General features: G+C 47.9%; 12 protein-coding genes. 8 read left to right on the forward strand and 4 right to left on the reverse strand.

The window, feature by feature from the left end:
* Positions 1 to 35 precede the first annotated feature (35 nt).
* A complete protein-coding gene (locus tag HQRW_RS04120; RefSeq protein ID WP_065757399.1) occupies positions 36 to 1,127 on the reverse strand; it encodes a succinylglutamate desuccinylase/aspartoacylase family protein in 1,092 nt (363 codons plus the stop codon).
* Positions 1,128 to 1,287: 160 nt separating this feature from the next.
* Here HQRW_RS04120 and HQRW_RS04125 point away from each other — a divergent pair, with 160 nt between their 5' ends.
* From HQRW_RS04125 to HQRW_RS04145, 5 genes are all read left to right on the forward strand, one after another.
* On the forward strand, positions 1,288 to 2,019 hold the full coding sequence (locus HQRW_RS04125; protein WP_014555577.1) for a creatininase family protein: 732 nt from the start codon (positions 1,288 to 1,290) through the stop codon (positions 2,017 to 2,019).
* Between the two features lie 248 nt (positions 2,020 to 2,267).
* On the forward strand, positions 2,268 to 4,865 hold the full coding sequence (locus tag HQRW_RS04130) for a GcvT family protein (protein WP_014555578.1): 2,598 nt from the start codon (positions 2,268 to 2,270) through the stop codon (positions 4,863 to 4,865).
* Positions 4,866 to 5,100: 235 nt separating this feature from the next.
* Positions 5,101 to 7,659, forward strand: a complete 2,559-nt coding sequence (locus HQRW_RS04135) for a GcvT family protein (protein WP_014555579.1) — start codon at positions 5,101 to 5,103, stop codon at positions 7,657 to 7,659.
* Between the two features lie 29 nt (positions 7,660 to 7,688).
* A complete protein-coding gene (gene ilvA, locus HQRW_RS04140; protein ID WP_014555580.1) occupies positions 7,689 to 8,975 on the forward strand; it encodes a threonine ammonia-lyase in 1,287 nt (428 codons plus the stop codon).
* A 664-nt stretch (positions 8,976 to 9,639) separates the two neighbouring features.
* On the forward strand, positions 9,640 to 10,083 hold the full coding sequence (locus HQRW_RS04145) for a universal stress protein (RefSeq protein ID WP_048066966.1): 444 nt from the start codon (positions 9,640 to 9,642) through the stop codon (positions 10,081 to 10,083).
* Between the two features lie 133 nt (positions 10,084 to 10,216).
* Here the strand turns inward: HQRW_RS04145 and HQRW_RS16075 are convergent, their stop codons facing one another.
* Positions 10,217 to 10,387: a hypothetical protein gene (locus HQRW_RS16075; protein ID WP_011571039.1), complete on the reverse strand. Its 171-nt coding sequence runs from the start codon at positions 10,385 to 10,387 to the stop codon at positions 10,217 to 10,219.
* A gap of 467 nt (positions 10,388 to 10,854) precedes the next feature.
* Between HQRW_RS16075 and HQRW_RS04150 the strand changes: the two genes are divergently transcribed.
* Both HQRW_RS04150 and HQRW_RS04155 read left to right on the forward strand, forming a co-directional pair.
* Positions 10,855 to 12,627: a BCCT family transporter gene (locus HQRW_RS04150; RefSeq protein WP_011571040.1), complete on the forward strand. Its 1,773-nt coding sequence runs from the start codon at positions 10,855 to 10,857 to the stop codon at positions 12,625 to 12,627.
* A 524-nt stretch (positions 12,628 to 13,151) separates the two neighbouring features.
* Positions 13,152 to 14,576, forward strand: a complete 1,425-nt coding sequence (locus HQRW_RS04155) for an IS4 family transposase (RefSeq protein ID WP_014555581.1) — start codon at positions 13,152 to 13,154, stop codon at positions 14,574 to 14,576.
* A gap of 745 nt (positions 14,577 to 15,321) precedes the next feature.
* On the opposite strand, the gene HQRW_RS04165 is transcribed toward HQRW_RS04155, so the two are convergent.
* Both HQRW_RS04165 and folP read right to left on the reverse strand, forming a co-directional pair.
* Entirely contained in the window at positions 15,322 to 15,849 is a 528-nt protein-coding gene (locus HQRW_RS04165; protein ID WP_231852414.1) for a hypothetical protein, read from the reverse strand.
* Positions 15,850 to 15,868: 19 nt separating this feature from the next.
* Entirely contained in the window at positions 15,869 to 18,379 is a 2,511-nt protein-coding gene (folP, locus tag HQRW_RS04170) for a dihydropteroate synthase (RefSeq protein WP_014555582.1), read from the reverse strand.
* Between the two features lie 205 nt (positions 18,380 to 18,584).
* Here folP and HQRW_RS04175 point away from each other — a divergent pair, with 205 nt between their 5' ends.
* Entirely contained in the window at positions 18,585 to 20,327 is a 1,743-nt protein-coding gene (locus tag HQRW_RS04175) for a formate--tetrahydrofolate ligase (RefSeq protein WP_014555583.1), read from the forward strand.
* Positions 20,328 to 20,724 lie beyond the last annotated feature (397 nt).

The following is a 20,724-nucleotide window of genomic DNA, read 5'->3' on the forward strand; positions in this document are numbered from 1 at the left end:
AGCCCCTAACAGTGTGTGATAAAATATGAGGGTATTCAAGTATCTGTATGCCTTTCATTGCCGATAGGTGTTGCAATACTCGCGACACGTTCACCGGCAAAGACTGTTCCACCATGCGATAATGAGTAAATCACGCCTGATCCAGGTGCGACGATTGTTGCTTGCTCCTCGAATGTCGTTGGATCATAAACAACACCCAGTGTCTCCCCATCGGTGACTTTCGACCCGACGGTACAGTTTGCTGCTGGCTCGAATAAGCCAGATGATGGTGTGATTGAGACTGGAATATCATCTTTGAGCTCATGTTGTGTTGGTGGTTCCGGAAGTTGATCGGTTAACATGTCCGACTCAGTAAGCATCCCGCGCTGTCTCAATACCCGACAGACGCCAATGGCTCCACGCTCAGCAACAGAGCGATCAACGGTGCGGCTATTGCCGAGTTCAACGGTAATCGTTGGAATCTGAGCTCGTGTCATCGCAATTCGAAACGTCTCTGCAGGCTGTGTATATCGATTATCCTCTCCATCTTGTGTTTTGCGTACACTCCCATCAGCGTTCGAGGTCTCATCCCTATTTCCAGTATATGAGACTTCGCTAGGAGACTGACTGCTTACTGGTCCATCGCCGATAAGCCGATAGTTTGTCCCAAAAGCGGTTGCCAACGCGGTTGCTTTATGATCGTCTTCAACAACGCGAACATGTTCAAGCATCGAAGGAGTTCCTGTATGTAAATCGATTGCTGCATCAGCACTGGCTGCTAGTGACCACAACTCAGCCACAATTTGTTGTTGAAAACTTCCATCGTCGGCTCCCGGCCATACTCGATTTACATTTGGATACTGGGCATCATATTCATCTGGTGTTGCATATGATCGTGCATCAAATGCTAATGGGTTCATAACTGGAACAACAATTACGGTTCCTGCCAATTTGGTGTCGCATAATCGATTATGAAGCCGGCGAAGTGCTGCAGGACCATTGAGTTCAATTCCATGCTGTGCGGCTTGCACATACACCGTTGGTCCGTCGCCACCGCGATAGCGATGAACTGTCACCGAGATATCCCTCGCTGGCGTCTGACCAAGTTGACGTGTCGTGGTTTTGTGTTGTGTCGGTTCCACTCCCATACCAACCTCAATACCGGTGGCGACAAAAACTTCCGGACAACAATCACTCTGTAGTAATGACATTAATGTGAGATGAATATCACCGACTCAGAGTGTCATCATAGCCATCTTATAATCACAATTTCCCAGAATAATTAACTCCTGACCCCGCAGCGGTAGCATGCACATTGAGGATGAAACATGGACTGATCTTGAGACGACTGACACAAATCTTGGATTACTTCCGATTGGAAGCACCGAACAACACGGTCCACATGCTCCTCTCGGTACTGATACATTTGATGCTGAAGTAATCGCGCAGAATGCTGCTGAGAAGTATTCGGACTCAGTCATCGTTGCCCCATCGGTACCCGTCGGCATCGCTGAAGAACATCGCGAATTTACTGGGACACTTTGGACGGATGAGATGACCTTCCGGCAGTATGTTCGAGATATTGTACGGAGTCTTGCCAGTCATGGGTGGGATCATGTGGTGATTGTCAATGGACACGGCGGTAATATACCTGCACTTGAGGCTGTTACCGCACAAATCATCCGTCATGATAATGCATATGCAGTCCCATTTACCTGGTTTGAGGCTATTGGCGAGCATACTTCATCAATGGGGCACGCAGGACCAATTGAAACGTCGCTGTTAGAGCGAACTCGTCCAGAATCCGTGCATACTGATCGTCTCACAGACGCAGCAGCGGGAGCGAGTGATAGATGGGGTGATTGGCAGGGAAGTGTTAATCTTGCTGTTGACTCAACCGAATTCACTGAGAACGGCGTTGTTGGTGATCCTCGTGAGGCAAGTGCCGAGTTAGGGGCAGAACTGCTCACCGCGGCAACTGATGAGTTATGTTCGCTCCTTGATGCTGTCCGCAGTCATGATGCTGCTCCGCGTGAGTGATTAAAGATTCACCGAATACAGATCATTGGAGAAATGAAGTGCATGATTGATACTATATTTGGACTGAGCAGTTTATATAATCCAAATTAAGTATCATCTTCTCATCTACTCATATGACACTGTGTGTGCTATCCAAGATATGGCGCTTCTTGATATCCTGAATCAATTATGATATAAATTTGTCATGTTGTGTAAGAGCGCTGTATTGGCAACATCTATTTGTGCACTGCAGTGTGACAGTTCGATATATGGATCCGAGCGATAGTATTCCTGAATCAGCTGGTACAGTTATCGTTGGTGCCGGTATTGTTGGCTGCAATATTGCATACCAACTCACGAAACTTGGACGCGATGATGTTGTTGTCGTGGATCAAGGTCCAATGCCCACGACTGGTGGGTCCTCCACGCACGCGCCAGGTATCATGTTCCAGACTGCCGAGGCAAAAGAACTCTCACAATTTGCTAATTACAGTCGAAAAGTCTACTCAGATCTTGAGGGTGCTGACGGGCAACAGGCGTACAATGAAACAGGTGGCATTGAAGTTGCACGCAGTGAAGAGCGAATGGCATTTCTCCAGCGGCGTGTCGAACATGCCAAGGCATGGGGAATCCCGGATCCACAGCTCCTCTCACCTGAAGAGGTAACAGACCACCTCCCGCTTGTCGATCAAGATCAGATTCTTGGCGGCTATTACTCACCAACAGACGGTCAGGTGTCTGGTGTTATTGCATGCGATGCGCTCGCTCGCGAGGCAATCGACCGTGGTGCAGAATTTGTCCCACATACACGAACGGAGGATGTTGAGGTGACAAACGACTCAATTACAGCCGTTGAAACAGAGAATGGTCGAATTGAGTGTAACGAGGTTGTCGTCGCCACTAACATTTGGGCTCGTCAACTTGGTGAGAAACTTGATGTTCATATACCAGTCACACCAGTCGAACATCAGTATACGATGACAGAATCGCTTGCTGAACTCTCTGAGAATGATACTGACATCACCGATCATCCGCTCTTCGACAACTACGAGAATGTTTCTGGTGAGAAAGCAAAGCGACTGCTGGTCGGTCCTGACCGGGCAATCCTCCGTGATCAAGACAACGCGATGTATTATCGAACACATGGTGACTCATATGGCATTGGGTCGTACAATCACGACCCAATTGTCCCTGACCCACAGGAGCTGGGCACAAACGATCCTGACGGTGAACAAGGGTCAGTTCATGAGTTCACCGAAGAACATATGAACACCGCTACACACCCAGACCGACCACATAAGCCCCCCCGACAAGCAAGTGATGAGTTACTGCCAGCGACGGACGGCGCAGAATTAGAATTTAAATACAATGGCATGTTCGCAGAGTCACCAAATGGGCTTCCTGTGATGGGTCCTGTCAAGCAGTATGACGGTCTCTGGACCGCTGCTGCAATCTGGGTCACCCACGCTGGTGGTGCTGGAAAGGCACTTGCAGAGTGGATGGAAAACGGTGTTCCTCGACTTGATGATGGTCCAATGGATGTCTCTCACTGCGATGTTAATCGATTTGATGAACATGAAGGCAGTTGGGACTTTGCCCGCGATATCGGTGCTGAAGAATACCGAATCGTCTACAATGTAATGCATCCAAAATGGGTGTGGACTGACATGCAGCGCGATATCCGTCGAACGCCGATGTACCACTCACATAAGGAACTTGATGCTGAACTGTGGGCTGAGGCTGGATGGGAAGAGCCACAATGGTTTGAATCCAACGCTGATCTCGTTGACCGTTATACCGATGAGATACCAGATCGAAACGGCTGGGAAGGAAAGTACTGGTCACCAATTGAGGGTGCAGAGGCTCTAAATGTCCGTGAAAACGTCGGACTGCATGATATGACTGCGTTCAACAAAATGGAGGTTGCAGGATCCGGTGCCGGCGCGTTCATTCAGCAGCTCTGTACGAACGATATGGATCTTGACATCGGCGAGGTGAAATACACGCTCATGTGCAACGAGGGCGGTGGCGTGCGCGCTGACATTACTGTTACTCGAACTGATACAAACCGCTATTTAGTCCTTACAACGGGGCGTGAAGTCGGGAATAATCATGTCTCATGGGTGCGTAAACATGCCCCAGAGGGTGTCATCGTCAACGATGCAACCTCAAGCCTTGCAGCAATGGTCTGCACTGGACCAAACGCACGAAAGGTCCTCTCAGAAGTTACAGATATCGACCTTTCAGATGATGCATTCCCATTCTTCACTAGTCAACAGTTCTATGTAAAGAATGTTCCAGTGACCGCATTACGGGTCTCATATGCTGGCGAACTTGGTTGGGAACTGTATACATCTTCAGAGTATGGTGAACGACTTTGGGAGATCTTACTTGAGGCAGGTAAACCGTATGGACTTCGCCCATATGGCAATGGAGCTCTTGACGCACTCCGTATTGAGAAAGGCTTCCGATTGTGGGGTGAAGACCTCCATACTGAGCACACGCCATATCAGTCAAATCTTGGATGGGCTGTTGATCTTGACACAGAATTCATTGGCAAGGATGCAATTAAATCACGACAACAACAGCCAGCTACCGCAGCCGATGGTGGAACGCGTGCAAAGCAAGTTGCCTGTCTAACGCTTGATGACCCGAATGCTTCGATTCTTGATAATCGACCGGTGTTCGATGTCAATGATGATGAGACGCTTGGATATATTCACAGCGCTGAATACGGATACACTGTCGGTGCCTGCGTTGCTTACAGCTACCTCCCACCAGAATATGCTGAGCCAGGGACTGATGTTGAGATCCTATTTGAGGGCGACCGATACGCTGCCACAGTTCGCGAAGAACCACTTGTCTAACCAACGCTCTCGATTATCTGGTATCTGACCGATTCATCATTATATATCAAATTAATAAACTATTCATATGACAGTGATGCGCATTACTATCTCATATGATAATCATATTCCTCATGATTGACTCGTCGTCTTGAGAAACTGTCACCCCGAGTTTTTGAAATCGCTGTTTTATTGATGATTTTCGGTGTCACCGTTGTCTTTATACTTCTGACAGAATCATCGACAGATGAAATAAATGAGCACATCAGATTCAAATCTTCCCAGCCGATCACGGACTGTTATCATTGGGGCTGGCGCTGTCGGATGTAGCGTTGCGTATCATCTGAGTGAACTTGGTGCTGAGGATGTTACCGTTGTTGATCAGGGACCATTACCGGTCACCGGTGGATCCTCGGTGCATGCACCAGGAATTATGTTTCAGACATCCCCGTCAAAACTTCAGACGAAAACAGCATACTACACAAGCCGACTCCTTTCAGATGCTGGTGTCTATGACGAAGTTGGCGGGATTGAACTTGCTCGGAGCGAGGATCGAATGGATTTCCTCCAGCGCCGCGCTGAATGGGCAACATCATATGGGCTTCCAGAACCGCAATTGCTCTCACCACAAGAAGTCACTGAATATCTCCCCTTAGTAAATGAAGATGAGATTCTTGGCGGCTATTACTCGCCGACCGATGGTCGAGTTGATGGAATCGCAGCACTACAGTGGTATATTGAGCAATCAGAGGCTGATTTCTATGGTAATACCGAAGTCACTGACCTTACTGTGACAGATGGACGGATTACGGCTGTCGAAACTAATAATGGTCGGATTCAGTGTGACCGCTGTGTAATTGCAACGAATAATTGGGGATATCAGACTGCACAATTAGCAGATATTGATCTCCCGATTGCTCCAGTTGAGCATCAATATGTTGTTACCGAACCAATGGCTGAACTTGCGGCAACAGATTCAAACATCGGTGCAAACACTGAGGGACTTGAGGTTCCGGGCAATCGTGATATTCAAGAGCATATGAGTGAGGGTCCAAACCGTCCTGTTGGTCGAGATCAGGATAATTCACTTTACTTCCGAACCCACGGGGATGCCATCGGGCTAGGATCTTATAATCACGAGACACTCTCAGTTGATCCTAACTCGATGGGGACGAATACTGAGGATTCACAAGCATCAGTCCGTGGGTTTACCCGTGAACATTGGGAGAAGCCGACGCATCCTACCCGTGAGAAATCAGCAAAACAGGCATTCGACGAACTCCTTCCAGCGACAGCAGACGCAGAGTATGCCGCAACAGAGAATGGAATCTTTGTATTTACTCCTGATGGAATGCCTGCGATCGGACCGACAGCCGAGGTTGATGGGCTTTGGAGTGCACTTGCAATCTGGTGGACACACTCTGGTGGATATGGTCGTATCGTTGCCGAGTGGATGGAGAACGGCATTCCTCGACTAGATGATGGTCTTGTCGATACAAGTGGTGTTCATGTCCGTCGATTTGCTCCACACGCTGGGGAGCCCGAGTACTTCGTTGACAAAGGGGCAAAGCGATATCAACAAGTCTACAGTATCGTTGAACCGCGGTGGCAGCCAAGCGAACACCGTGGTCTCCGGACGAGTCCATTCTCACACAAACAAGCAGAGTTAGGCGCAGAATTCTATCAATCAGGTGGGTGGGAGACGCCACAGTGGTATGAGTCCAATGCCGACCTCGCTGATGAACACGCCGAAGCAATCCCAGAACAGGACGGTTGGGAAAGTATCAATCGTTCGCCAATCACGGGAGCAGAACATCTACACACGCGTAATGCGGTCTCGATGTTCGATATGACCTCCTTCAGTAGCATCATCGTCGAAGGTGTTGATGCTGAATCATATCTTCAGCGGATGTGCAGTAACGATGTTGCCATTGACCCAGGTGATGTCCGATACTCATTATTATTAAATGAAGGTGGAGGCATCCTCGCAGATATCACCGTTGTCGGTCTTGATGATGAACGATATATGGTAACGACCGGCGGCGGGAGTTCACCTGGTGTGCATGGAACATGGCTTCGAGAGCATGCACCTGAGACCGTTTCAGTTCATATTGAAGAGGGTGCGAAAAGCACGATTGGACTATGGGGTCCACAGTCTCGATTATTATTACAGCGGGTTACAGACGCAGATGTCTCGAATGACGGATTCCCATATTTCAGTGCAAAACAGATGTATGTCGGTGAGGTACCGGTTACAGCGTTGCGTGTGTCCTATGTTGGTGAACTCGGCTGGGAACTCTGGGCTCCTGTTGAGTATGCTGAACGACTCTGGGAGACACTCTGGGAAGCAGGACAAGATCTTGATGTCCGACCAATGGGTGCTGGAGCACTCGAATCGATGCGTCTCGAGAAAGGTTACGCTCTCTGGGGTACTGACATTGATACCGGCGCAACCCCAGATGCAGCAGGACTCTCATTTGCTGTCGATCTTGAAACTGACTTTGTTGGGAAAGAAGGTGTCCAAGCTCACCGTGCTGAAGGTATCGATAGTATCCTGACACCAATTACTCTTGATGATTCAACGGACATCCTCTCAAGCGGTCGTCCGATTCATGCTGATGGTAATGCCATCGGGTATGTGCAGGCTGCTGACTTTGGATACACCATCGGTGAGTCAATCGTATATGCATATCTCCCGACAGCGTATGCTGACGCTGGCACGAGTGTTCAAATACAGTGTGAAGGCGAGAATTACAACGCAACAGTGCGTGATGAGCCATTGTTCGACCAAGAACGAGAGAAGATCATCCGATAGCAATTGAAATAAATCGATTCAGTCAAATCATGACATCAGCACCACCAGGCACAGACGGTAATCGTAGCAACAGCAACAACGCCGAAAAGACGCTCCCAATTACATACTCTGACATTGAGCAAGCGCGAGAGCGACTCAATGATGAAACTGTTGTCAAATCCACCCCCGTCGAGATAAGCACCTCATTAGGTGATCTTGTTGACGCAGAGGTGTATCTTAAGATGGAACATCTCCAATGGACAGGCTCATTCAAAACCCGTGGTGCATATAATAAAATTAGCCAGGCTGTTAGAGCAGGTGCTGATAGATTTATCGCCGCAAGCGCCGGCAATCACGCACAGGGTGTTGCGCTCGCAGCAACGAAATGCGATGCAAATGCGACAATCTACATGCCCGAAAGCGCTCCGCAGGCAAAGGTTGATGCAACGCGGTCTTACGGTGCGACTGTTGAGCTTATTGGTACAGACTTTCAGGAGACGATGGCTCATGCGAAGGAGGCTGTTGAGGAAAGCGATGCAAAGTTTGTACACGCGTACGACGATCTCGATATTATTGCCGGTCAGGGAACACTCGGGATCGAAATGTATCATAATAAACCCGACGCAGACACAATAATTGTCCCGATTGGTGGTGGTGGACTCATTAGTGGTGTTTCAACAGCGATCAAGCACCTTTCACCATCGACACGGATTATTGGGGTACAAGCAACCGGTGCGGAAACAGTACATGAAAGTCTTGATAAAGGAATCCCGGTCACGCTTGATGAAGTTAATACAATCGCCGACGGTATTGCTACTGGTGGAATTTCAGCACGGACACTCCAATTGATTGAAGCAAATGTTGATGAGGTTGTGACTGTATCCGATACTGAGATTGCCCGAGCAATCCTCCTGTTGATGAAGCGCGCAAAGCAAGTTGTTGAAGGTGCGGGTGCGGCCTCCGTTGCGGCACTGCTGAGTAGTGATGTTGATGTGCGCGGTGAAACTGTAATGCCGCTTTTGTGTGGTGGGAACCTCGACATGACAGGTCTTCAAACAGTCTTGGTTCATGCGTTGACACAGCGCAGTCAACGAATCCGTCTTCGGGTACGGATTGATGATCGCCCTGGTAAGATGGCTGATATCTCGGGTATTATTGCTGATCAGCGAGCGAATATTCATAATGTCCGTCATGACCGATCTGTTGCTAACCTTGCTGTCGGTGAAGCATATCTTGTTTTTACTGTCGAAGCAAGTGGTGCTGAACATACAGCCACAATCGTTGATGCGATTGAATCCGCTGGATATCCGGTGCAGGATGTGACACGCAGTGCTTGAGTGAGGATATAATTATATAAACTACTCAAAATATTCTCTTATCATAGGGAAAAGACCCGATAATAAGGAACATATCAGCGCCTGTGATTCCCCGGCAGATATAATCCTATATCTCTGAATTTGATACAGAACGTACACTTCAAAAACTGACTTGCCCAGCATATGAACTACCACAAATAATAAACATCATATTGATTCTCACTGTATCTGTAAGTCACAAATGCAGTGAGAATGCCGCTGGACCTAGATGTGACCCCGAGGCAATTCACGCTAGTGTTAAATTTATGATCTCAATCGATTAGAATTTTTGTAGGCATATGTAACCGATAATAAAAAGAAACTGCAGGATTTTCTATATTAATTGTCTTAAATATATCAAGTCTGTGGCAAGATTAGTCATATCGAGAGGGTGTCATAGAACGGTTAGCATGGTTTTCTGATATCGGTCGAGAGGACTGCTATTGCTGCTTTTGAATAGCGGCAATATTTTTTATCTCTCAGATGCTGGCTTTCTGAAAGCTACTGAGGTGTGTGAATCGTTCTATGACACCCTGATATCGAGTGTACATTTAATTGATTAAATCTGACAGATAATTGAACATTTCTGATAATACCTGCGGAAGGTTATTCATGAATGCGATATATCAATAAAACTGAACCGAAAATGTATGATAACATTTTAATCCCATATGACGGGAGCGACGAGGCAAAGAAGGGAGCAACGAACGGAATTGAACTAGCTGCTGCTGTTGACGCTCAGGTCCACGCACTATATGTGATTGACCTTCCTGGCGTCCCACGCGCACTATCAATTCGCGATAATGAGGAAGAGGTTCGAAGGGAATATGAAGAATATGCTCAAGAGGTACTCAGTGAAGCCTGTGAATTAGCAGCAACCCATGACGTCGATTGTCGGGAGGTCACGCGAACTGGGTCCCCAAGTGAGGAAATCACTGATTATGCTGAGACAGCCGATATTGATGTCATTGCGATCGGTTCAGCATATCGTGGGAAAGTCGGAGCACTTATTGGCGGAACCGCAGAGAAAGTCGTTCGATCATCAACAACGCCCGTGATTACTCATCGAATGGATGCAGACAGTATCTGAAATCACGTATTAGTGATATACGGGTATTTCTATCGACTATGACTATCTCAAAATATACAATCATATCCATATGTATAATCAATTACAACCAGTATATACCAACTTTATATGATAATCAAGATATATGAATTAATTAGTCACTGGATTGATCAATCAACTGAGTTTCTCTGAGGTATATAATAATACTCGCGCTAAGAAATACAACACCAGCTACAGCAAACTCGCCACCTGATAGAGCAATTAGCGCAATAATAAACAAAATAACGACAACTCCTGCAGCAAGCGTCGCAAGCATCTCTACCATGTCGGTGCAATGACCGGTGAAATAACAAAAGAGTACTGCTGCGTCAAGATGGATATCTCAGCATATCAATCGACGCCGCATCATGCCAATTCATGATACTTATCGAAGAAGATGAGGAATATATCACCCATTGATACGTTCTAATACCTATCACTGCTCGCGCATGCTTTTTTAATAGTATATCACGGCTATGACGACCGAAAATGCCGAAATCATCCGATTCAGACGCTAAAAAGCCCAAGATTTAATAGAGATAAACAGTTGCTTAATATTGAGCTTGTATAACATATGGCTCGGCGTGATGTACGATCTGATATATGCGCATAAAACACTCTCATCAAGAATCAGGAGAGTCGCTGAAAGTAAGAATATCAGATAATCTACGCGATCACGCCTATAAATGTTCCAATACACGCAAACGATGATACTGAATCAACAATATCGACGACTAATCCTGGAGGTATCGTATGGCAAGTAGTGATGACGAGATGTCCGATGGGTTGCAGGTTGAACTCTTTCATCCGGACTCTGACCGCGAGCCGGGTGACACCAATATCCAACGACTTGGGTTTGATATTCATCCAGTTGTCTTCCCCATTTCACTTGTTGTGATCGTTGCATTTGTTGCAGCAACAATCGCCCTTGGTGAACAAGCAGCAAGCGTTTATAGCGATATTTTCAGTTTCGTTAACGGTAATTTCGGTTGGTTCTACATTACCTCAGTGAATCTGTTTATTCTAACAGTAATATATTTCGCTGCAAGTAAATACGGAAACATTCGGATCGGTGGTGTTGAGGCTGAAAAAGAATTTAGTGACTTCTCTTGGATGGCGATGTTATTCAGTGCCGGAATGGGTATTGGATTGATGTTTTTCAGTGTCGCTGAACCGATGTGGCACTTTGGTAGTTCCGCATCGGATTTCATGGTTGTTCCACCAGCGTTTGATGCTGCTGGCGGAACAGCTGCAGCCGCAACTGCCTCAATGGCGACAACGTTCTTCCACTGGGGACTTCACCCATGGGCTATTTATGCACTTGTCGGGCTTGGGCTTGCGTTCTTCTCATTTAATCGCGGACTACCACTCACTTTCAGATCGATTTTCTGGCCGCTTCTTGGTGAGCGTATATATGGATGGCCTGGTCACGTAATTGATCTTGTAACGGTTTTCGCAACACTATTTGGCTTGTCAACGTCTCTTGGATTGGGTGTCTCACAAGTCAATACTGGACTTTCATATGTTCTTGGTGATACACTTGGGCTAGTTAATATTCCGACCGGGACAATCCCACAAGTACTACTCATTGCTGGTATTACCCTGATTGCGACTGCCTCTGTCGCTGCAGGACTTGATGATGGTGTTCGGCGCCTGAGCACAGTGAATCTATACTTGATGTTTGGACTCCTTGGATTCCTTATTATCGTCGGACCGACAGTGTATATTTTTGGTTCATTCGCTGATGGACTTGGTGCATATCTTGGAAGTATCTTTAGCCTGAGCTATTTCACCGGCACAATTGGCGGTGCAGCCGCATTAGGCGGATACACAGTGAAAGGCTGGATGGGTAGTTGGACTATTTTTTATTGGGGCTGGTGGATTGCATGGTCACCATTCGTTGGTATGTTTATTGCTCGGATTTCGAAAGGGCGAACCGTCCGTGAGTTCGTGATGGGTGTGCTCGTCCTTCCATCATTATTCTCATTCATGTGGCTTTCAACGTTCGGCGGGTCTGCTCTTTGGGTTGAGCTTCAGGGTGCTGGCGGTGTTGCCTCCGCAGTCGCGAATCAGGGACAAACAATCGCGATGTTTGCAATGCTCAATCAGTTCCCACTCGGTGCGCTTTCAGGACTACTCGCAACGGTGCTTGTGATCACATTCTTTGTCACCTCTTCAGACTCTGGATCGCTTGTGATTGATCATCTAACCTCTGGTGGCAAACATGACGTTCCAAAAACACAACGAATCTTCTGGGCGGTCACCGAGGGAACCGTTGCAGCGACATTGCTCATCGGTGGTGGTCTTAGCGCATTGCAGACGGCATCAATCACAACTGGACTTCCGTTTGCGGTAATTCTAGTGCTGATGTGCTATACGGTGTATCTTGGACTTGATAATGAATATGAGATACTCGCTTCAGAGCAGTTTGCTGAGCGCGCACAAGAGTCAGATGACGTTGACGTTGTTTCTGGCGTTGACCCACAAGATGTTAGTGGAGGTGCAGACGTCGAAAGTAGCGACTGAACCAACCTCTACTCTGAACTAATTTTTCAAATATATTCTCACAATACTGCATTTATTTTATTTAATTCGCGATTAGCAAAATGAAAAATGTGTATGAACGTTTCATACTGATTAGTGCAAGTCTTTACCGCCGTGATTATCCGTGTCGGTGATTGGAGCCGCTGAATCCGCGTCATTCGACACCGTCGGTGAAACTATTCGAACTAATCACTATCACGCATAAGATTAAAATCCTGAGTTTGCTACCGTCTTGCTACGCAGTATTATAAGGAAAGATGACCACACGATATAGTCTCGAAAATTTAACTATTCTATTATCCCTCGTTCATCAAAAATTCTTCATTCGGCGAAGATACGGTTGCTCAGTGATTTCGGATCTCTCCATGTAAACAAATATTAACCAAACTAATATCAAAATTACTAAATTTTCACACTTATACATGATTAAGGAGAATACCTGCGGGTTAAGCCCTGTCTCTTACCCATAAGTCCTAATGGAAGAGTAGACGAACCAAGATTGGTAGATGGGGCGTCGCTCACGGAGTTGGAAGCCAGAACTCGATGAAGATGGGCAGCTGTGTGACATGGATGTTTCAGGATGGATTCAAACGGAGTTTCGATCAGCCGAGTTTGGAGACAAGCGCCTGAGTGACCGACTAGTACAACTTGGGGATGAACTCGGCAGCTCGCCTGCCGAGTCCATCCCTGCTGCCTGCGGAGACTGGGCGTCCACAAAAGCTACATACCGATTTTGCGATAATGAGAGTGTGGATCCCAACGAGATTCTCTCTGCTCACAAGCAGCAACAGCAATCAAGAGTGAGTCGGTCAGACGAACTCCTGATTGTCTCCGATACCACCGAACTCGTGTTTCCGAGACATCCCTCCAAGGAGGGTCTCGGTGATATTGGCAACTCTGAGATGGATCTCGAAGGTATCAAGCTTCACTCCACGATCGGAATCGATCCACGGACCCATCGAATGACTGGGGTCATCGATCAGCAGCCGCTGATCGAGGACCAGCAGGCCGATGAGAAGTACGATGCCAACGGCAAAGCAGAGCCGATTCAACTTGACAGTGAACATGAGAAATGGAGCCGTGGCGACAGGCAAGCCAGAGACTGGCTTGCCGACGATATCCGCCCGCTATTTATCCATGACCGAGGCGCAGATTCATTCGCGTTCTACGAGGAAGTCACCAGAGAGATGGAAAATGCTGGCTTCATCATCCGAGCGAGTCAAAACCGACGGATTTGGACTGATGATGGTGAATCTGGAAAACTCTTTGACTGGAGCAGCGACCTTGCCGAGCAAGGTCGCAAAACAATCGAGATTCAACAGGGAGGTGGGCGCGAAGCGAGAACAGCGGAGTTGTCGATAGCCACTGGAACGTGTGAGTTGCGCGCGCCAAAGAATAATCCTGAACAAGAGGGTTCAATCGAGGTGAATGTCGTGAGAGTCGACGAGGTCGGTGAAAATGACGACCCGATTCAGTGGGTGTTGCTCACCACTGAATCGGTCGAAGAGTTTGAGGAAACGCTGACACTCATCGACTATTACGGCCTCCGCTGGCGAATTGAAGACTGGCATAAAGTGCTCAAGAGTGGCTGTAATATCGAAGAACGGCAACTGCAGACTTGGGAGCGGATGGAAGTGTTGTTGAGCATGTATTCAGTGATCGCGTGGAAAGTTCTGGAGCTACGAGAACTTGCTCGTGGTGATAGTTCAGTATCTCCGGCGGTCCTGCTGAGTGAGGCAGAGCGCACAATTCTGGAAACGAAATTTCCAGAATTGAGCGGTCAAGATGGGAAATCATACGCAGTGAGCGTGGCTAAACTCGGCGGTTATCTTGATCGTGGCTCAGATCCGCCACCAGGGTGGGAGACGATGTGGAAAGGACTCCAGAAGCTACGCATGTGGGCTGAAGGATACGAACTCGGTGCTGAATGAGCCGCGAAGCGGGCTCATTTAGCAGAACCCGCCGAAATAACGAGTTCAACTGAGCTTTTCAAGCGGCTTCATGGATACTTCTCTAATCTTGGGCAGATACTGATGGAAATTTGATTGATTTCTTCTTTTCATGCCTGATTTGGTTGAAATTACCCTCTAGTATTGAGTTATGGGTAAGAGACAGGGGTTAAGCCGTAGGATGAATCCGACACCCCGAAGGAAATCTGCGCTGCAATAGCCATGCTGAGATTTGTTACTCCAGAGCTTGAAGTGACAGGCAAGCCTATCTATAGATAGGAATCAGATCGGGAACAGGGCAGGGCGATTCCGGTCACTCCGACGATGGCGGCCTGTCCGCCCCAAGCACTCAGACAGGAATCGGAACCCAGTCAGGTGAACGGTCGGTTCCTATGCTGAACCGGTGCAGATGCAAATGCAGTGCCCGACTGCTTGAAAACACCGCAGAAAGTAACTCCGAGTCCACAGAAGTCTGCCGGACTCCCCAGGGCAAAAACAACGTTGGGAGTCCGAACACGATAGAACATAGGAGTACCGGGGGCTGAGATGTGGCACTCCCAGCAGTCCCAGCAGTCCCACTCGACTCGCCACAGTCCGTGAACCCCACACTGACTCTCACTGTGCCGGGGTTCGGTGGAACTGCAAACCTGAAATCTCCACCATTCACGCTCACGCTTACGCTCACGATTCCTCCACACGTTTGCACAGAGGAGGATATCAATATGACTCACCGGTTCGGTCCGTGAATCCATACTCGAACGGACCCACCAATCCCAACCGCCGCAGGTATCCCCCACACGGCAGCAGCGATCAAAGCAGGGAGCACAACCCACCCAATAGCAGCGACACCGGTAATAAATCCAAGTGAAACCCACGGGTCAGTCAGTTCAAGTGTTTCACTCAGCCCAATTCCGAGCACAGCGAACCCTCCTCCAGTAAGCGTTCCAAGACTGATAACAAGTGCAACAATACCACCGATTCCAAGTATATTCGCAACCACTCCTATGCCGGTATTAAGTTGAGCGAGCTGTGTGTACGTATATACGATAGCTAAGCTAACCAAACCGAATGCAATGAACCCATATATGATGGCAACGAACGGCTGTGTCATTGACCGATCAAGTGCGATCTTGAGCTGCGATCCATAATGATATTGCACAGCACTTCCACCTCCAACGCCCAGGAAAAATGCACAAACAGCACGAACGACTCCTGGTCCTGCAAATAGTTGTTCAAGTAAGGATTCTATAACCACATTCACTCCTTATTATTTATCATCTGTCATCTGCCTCTGTTTCTGCGTCTATCTCTGTTGTATCATCTTCAGCCCGATATGGATGTTTTGCGGCAGCTGCTGCCCGAACTGCAGCCGCATTCTCGCCAGCATCATGTACCCGCACGACATCGGCTCCGCGGTCTGCTGCGAGTGTGGTCACTGCAATCGTTGCTGAGAGTCGTTCATCATCCGGCTGGTTCATCGTTGCAAGCATTGATTTCCGTGAATGTCCAACTAGCACGGGACATCCAAGCGCTTCAAACTCATCAATTCGGTCAACCAGCTCAAACGACTCCGCCGGTGATTTCCCAAACCCACATCCTGGGTCAACAATAATCTGATCACGTTGAATGCCTGCTCGCTCGGCACGAAGTAACTGCTCAGTGAGTTCATTCATAACATCTGTGACGACATCATCATACGTTGCACGCCGGTCAGGATCGACTGGTGCTGAAAGACTATGCATGAGCACCAATTCAGCATCATGCTCGGCAACAACGAATGGCATCTCAGGATCATCGAATCCAGAGACATCATTAACGATATCAGCGCCTGCGGACAGCGCAGCATCAGCAACTGCTGCTTTCCGCGTATCAATGGATATTGGCACCTCTAAATTCGATAACGCTTCGATTACTGGCACAATCCGATCAATTTCCTCAGAAATAGGTACGGGCTCTGCTCCAGGTCGAGTACTTTCACCCCCAACATCAAGAATATCGACACCGGCATCAATCATCGTATTAGCCTGATCCATGGCTGCATCGACTGAATTGTATTCACCACCATCATAGAAGCTATCTGGTGTAATATTCAAAATTCCCATCACCGCAGTTCGTGTATCGTTAAGCCCAGAGACAGAGACAGGTGTTGTTTCAGTGAGCTGCCGCTGTAACTGTGATCCAACATGACGCAGTCCGTGCCCAGCGTCAACGAGCGAGTCGGATAATGTCATCAAATCCCTTGTTGTTCCACCAAAGACAATCGCCGTGAGCTTCTGTGGACTGCCAACTGTTGTTTGATGACAGAAACCACCACCAGCAGCAACATGATCGGCGAATATTTCGACTTGTGCTGGACGAAGCGTTGTTCGAAAGCACTGTGTGGTTACGTCGGCTTTATCCGTCTCAAACATTGCTTCTGCGTACCCTGGGTTTACTCGCTCGCTTACAGCATTATCACTCTCTTTCCCAACGCCAATATCGATACTCGATGAGCGATTGACAGGGACAAGCAATCGTGTCCATCTATCACGAGCCTCTGCAACAGCATATAGTGATCCTGTTACTAGCACGAGATCATCCGATCTAGCTCCAGCCGTTTCGATTGCTTCCTCTGTTGCCTCGGGAACTGATTGGATAGTCTCGACCGTTTTTGCATTCATTTGAAGAATAGGCGCCAACGTCTCTGCTGTTTCAGCGCGCTCGACAGCTGGTTCTGTTGCGTATGCAGTCGTAATTGAAGGCAGTGATTGTATCATCGCCTCATGATCTTTGTCTTGCATCGCTGCGAAGACGACGTGTAACTCATCATACTCGTATCGTTCGAGTAATGATCCAAGTGTTGCCGTTGCTCCAGGATTATGCGAACCATCAAGCACAACGCGTGGGCTGTGTGACATCAATTCAAATCGCCCTGGCCACGTTGCCCCACGCAATCCAGTTTCGATAGTATCAATCGAGACATCTTGCACCTGCCGGGCAAGCGTTGCAGCAACCCCTGCGTTGGTTGCTTGATGAGCTCCAACAAGTGGTAGATGTGTTTCGACCGCCCACTCAGACCCAACGATTGAAACAGCGCTCTCGATTGGTGAGGATATACCTGTCTCCGTCGCAATAATATCAGCCTCAGAGTCACTATCATTCCCGACTGTAATCACATCCGTTTCCTCACGGATAGCAGCAAGTGCATCGCCTGTTGTTCCAGTAATCAGAGGGGCTTCGCTTGGGGCAACCTGCGCCTTATCACGTGCAATGACATCGACAGTCTCACCCAGTAGCTCTGTATGTTCAAGACTAACACTTGTCACAGCACTTGCAATCGGGTCGACAGCACTTGTTGCATCATATCGACCACCGATACCAACTTCAAGAATGGCGATATCAACATCCATCGCCGCGAAATGTGCAAGCGAAACAGCAGTTAGTGCCTCAAAATGTGTCGGCTCATCATTATCAGCCCGAAGTGTTTCGAGACACGGGACAAGTCGCTCAACATATTTACTCACATGCTTCTTTGCGATTGTTCGTCCTTCCACGCGGATTTGCTCGCGAAAATCGTTTAATCCGGGCGACGTGAATAATCCGACTCGAAGACCGGCATCATCAAGAATTTGTTCAAGCATACGCGCGGTGCTCCCTTTCCCATTCGATCCAGCAATCTGTACGCAGTCGATTGAGGCATGGGGATTGTCAAGGTGTGCAAGCATCCGCGCGGTCGTCTCAACCCCGAGTTTCGGCCGACGCTGTTGGAGTCCAGTAAGCACGTCGGCAGCCTCATGATAGTCCATACCACGTATCGTTGATTGACCCATGATTACATTGTCGCCTTCGTACGTCATCTTATGATTGATATTGTCGTTGTCTCCCCCTATCGACTCATCACATTGAAATTTTTACATTACGTGGTGAGTACAGTATCAATAAACCCGTTTTCTCCCGTTTCTGTCACCTTCGCCAACACTCTTAGGCAGCGGTCATTGAGTATTCGAATAGATGACAAACGACTCGAAAGATACTGACCTGAGTGAGGATGATGGATTTCCAACCGACTATGAAATCGCACAGAACGCAGATATGACTCCTATCTGGGATCTGCTTGAACCATGGGACCTCGGAAATGACGATCTCTCATATTATGGCGAGTATACAGCAAAGCTGTCACACGACGCTGTTGATCATCTTCGTGAAGAAGCTAAAACCCGAGAAAATAATCTTATATTGGTGACAGGGATGACACCAACACCAATGGGTGAAGGAAAAACTGTGACGACTGTCGGATTGGGACAAACACTGAATCATCTTGATGAAGAGGCGATGATTGCGATTCGCGAACCGTCACTTGGACCAGTATTTGGTGTGAAAGGAGGCGCAGCTGGCGGAGGATATTCCCAAGTACTCCCAATGGAAGAAATCAACCTCCACTTCACTGGTGACCTCCACGCACTCACATCCGCACATAATCTTATTGCAGCGATGCTTGATGCCAAACTCTCCCAAAGCGATGAGTTCGATGTCGATGTCAATGATATTTCGTGGCCTCGAGCGCTTGATATGAATGATCGTGCACTCCGAGAGACCGTCATTGGACTTGGCGGCGAGAGCGGTGGCATCCCGCGTGAAGATGGATTTCTCCTGACAGCTGCCTCCGAATTAATGGCTGTTCTTTGTCTATCAAGCGATCTTGAGGATCTCAAGATGCGTGTGAGCCGCATAATCGTGGGCTATGAAAACGATGGTGAACCAATCACGGTTGATGACATTGATGCAACTGGTCCAGTTACGATGCTACTTCGTGATGCTATCGAACCAAACGTTGTTCAAACAATTGAAGGAACACCCGCGTTCGTGCATGGTGGTCCGTTTGCGAATATCGCACATGGAACTAACTCACTGATTGCTGATAAAGCCGCCTTTGGTATGGGTGATTACCTTGTTACTGAGGCTGGATTTGGTTCTGACCTTGGTGCTGAGAAGTTTATGAATATTGTTTGTCGACTTGGGGATATGACCCCTGATGCAATCACGCTTGTTGCATCTGTCCGTGCACTCAAGTATCACGGTCTTGATATGTGGCCGGCAGATATCGACGAGATCAATGGAGCTGGAGTTGACGCACTGGAAGCAGGATTTGTGAATCTTGATAAGCACGTCACCAACTTACAGAAATTCGGCATACCGGTAGTCGTTGCAGTCAATCGCTTCCCAAACGATACTGATGCTGAGGTTAATGCTGTTCTCAATCACTGTCGAAATGACCTCAATGTCAAGGCTGCATCGTCCACTGTTTTCGCAGAGGGTAGTGAGGGGGGTGTTGAACTTGCAGAACGTGTTATTGGTGCTGTTGAGTCAAGTGATCCAGAGGATTTCGAATATCTGTACCCGGCTGATGCGACAATCAAAGAGAAAATCGAGACTGTCGCAACAGAGATATACGGTGCTGGTAGTGTTAATTACTCCACAGATGCTGAGGATGATATCGAACGCATGCGCGAACTTGGATTCGACACTGTTCCAGTGTGTCTGTCAAAAACTTTCCACTCATTGACTGATGATGCCCGTCAGAAGGGCGCACCAACCGGATGGACACTTAATGTTCGAAAGCTCTATCCATCTGCCGGTGCCGGATTCATTGTTGCACTCACTGGCGACGTATTAACCATGCCTGGTCTTCCTGCCGATCCTGCAGCAGCGGATATGGACATTGATGCTGATGGAGATATCACCGGACTCTTCTGAAAAACACATAAACACGTTAGTCAGTCTCTTTAATTTTCTTTATTTTCTTTTTGACTGAGTTCCGAGAACGTGCTTCTCTATATTGTCTCGCTTTTTGTGAATAAATATTATATACAATCGGTAAACAGACGAATCGCCTCCGGGGTCAGATCGAACCCTCGAGACATCAGCATGGACTCCCGTCCTATGCCTGAGTAGTAGTAGGAGAGTTGTACCCCCCACTCACGTTCAATGTCCCCCAGTTCAAGCGCATATCTACAGGTGCGCTTCCATTGTCTGCGTTTTATTGACGACATAGATACCTCAAATTGACATTCTTCAAACCATTTCATTTCGCGTGGTTCTCACACTCACACTGCTGGTGCCCGAAAGACTCCGGCTCACGGTTATTATCGTG

It is taken from the genome of Haloquadratum walsbyi C23 (assembly GCF_000237865.1).
GTDB classification, from domain to species: Archaea; Halobacteriota; Halobacteria; order Halobacteriales; family Haloferacaceae; genus Haloquadratum; species Haloquadratum walsbyi.

Excerpts from the sequence above, each read along its gene's own strand:
- HQRW_RS04120 (WP_065757399.1), bottom strand. The coding sequence starts at position 1,127 with ATGGGAGTGGAACCGACACAACACAAAACCACGACACGTCAACTTGGT.
- HQRW_RS04135 (WP_014555579.1), top strand. The coding sequence starts at position 5,101 with ATGAGCACATCAGATTCAAATCTTCCCAGCCGATCACGGACTGTTATC.
- HQRW_RS04145 (WP_048066966.1), top strand. The coding sequence starts at position 9,640 with ATGTATGATAACATTTTAATCCCATATGACGGGAGCGACGAGGCAAAG.
- HQRW_RS04155 (WP_014555581.1), top strand. The coding sequence starts at position 13,152 with ATGGGGCGTCGCTCACGGAGTTGGAAGCCAGAACTCGATGAAGATGGG.
- ilvA (WP_014555580.1), top strand. The coding sequence starts at position 7,689 with ATGACATCAGCACCACCAGGCACAGACGGTAATCGTAGCAACAGCAAC.
- folP (WP_014555582.1), bottom strand. The coding sequence starts at position 18,379 with ATGGACTATCATGAGGCTGCCGACGTGCTTACTGGACTCCAACAGCGT.
- HQRW_RS04175 (WP_014555583.1), top strand. The coding sequence starts at position 18,585 with ATGACAAACGACTCGAAAGATACTGACCTGAGTGAGGATGATGGATTT.
- HQRW_RS04130 (WP_014555578.1), top strand. The coding sequence starts at position 2,268 with ATGGATCCGAGCGATAGTATTCCTGAATCAGCTGGTACAGTTATCGTT.
- HQRW_RS04125 (WP_014555577.1), top strand. The coding sequence starts at position 1,288 with ATGCACATTGAGGATGAAACATGGACTGATCTTGAGACGACTGACACA.
- HQRW_RS16075 (WP_011571039.1), bottom strand. The coding sequence starts at position 10,387 with ATGGTAGAGATGCTTGCGACGCTTGCTGCAGGAGTTGTCGTTATTTTG.
- HQRW_RS04150 (WP_011571040.1), top strand. The coding sequence starts at position 10,855 with ATGGCAAGTAGTGATGACGAGATGTCCGATGGGTTGCAGGTTGAACTC.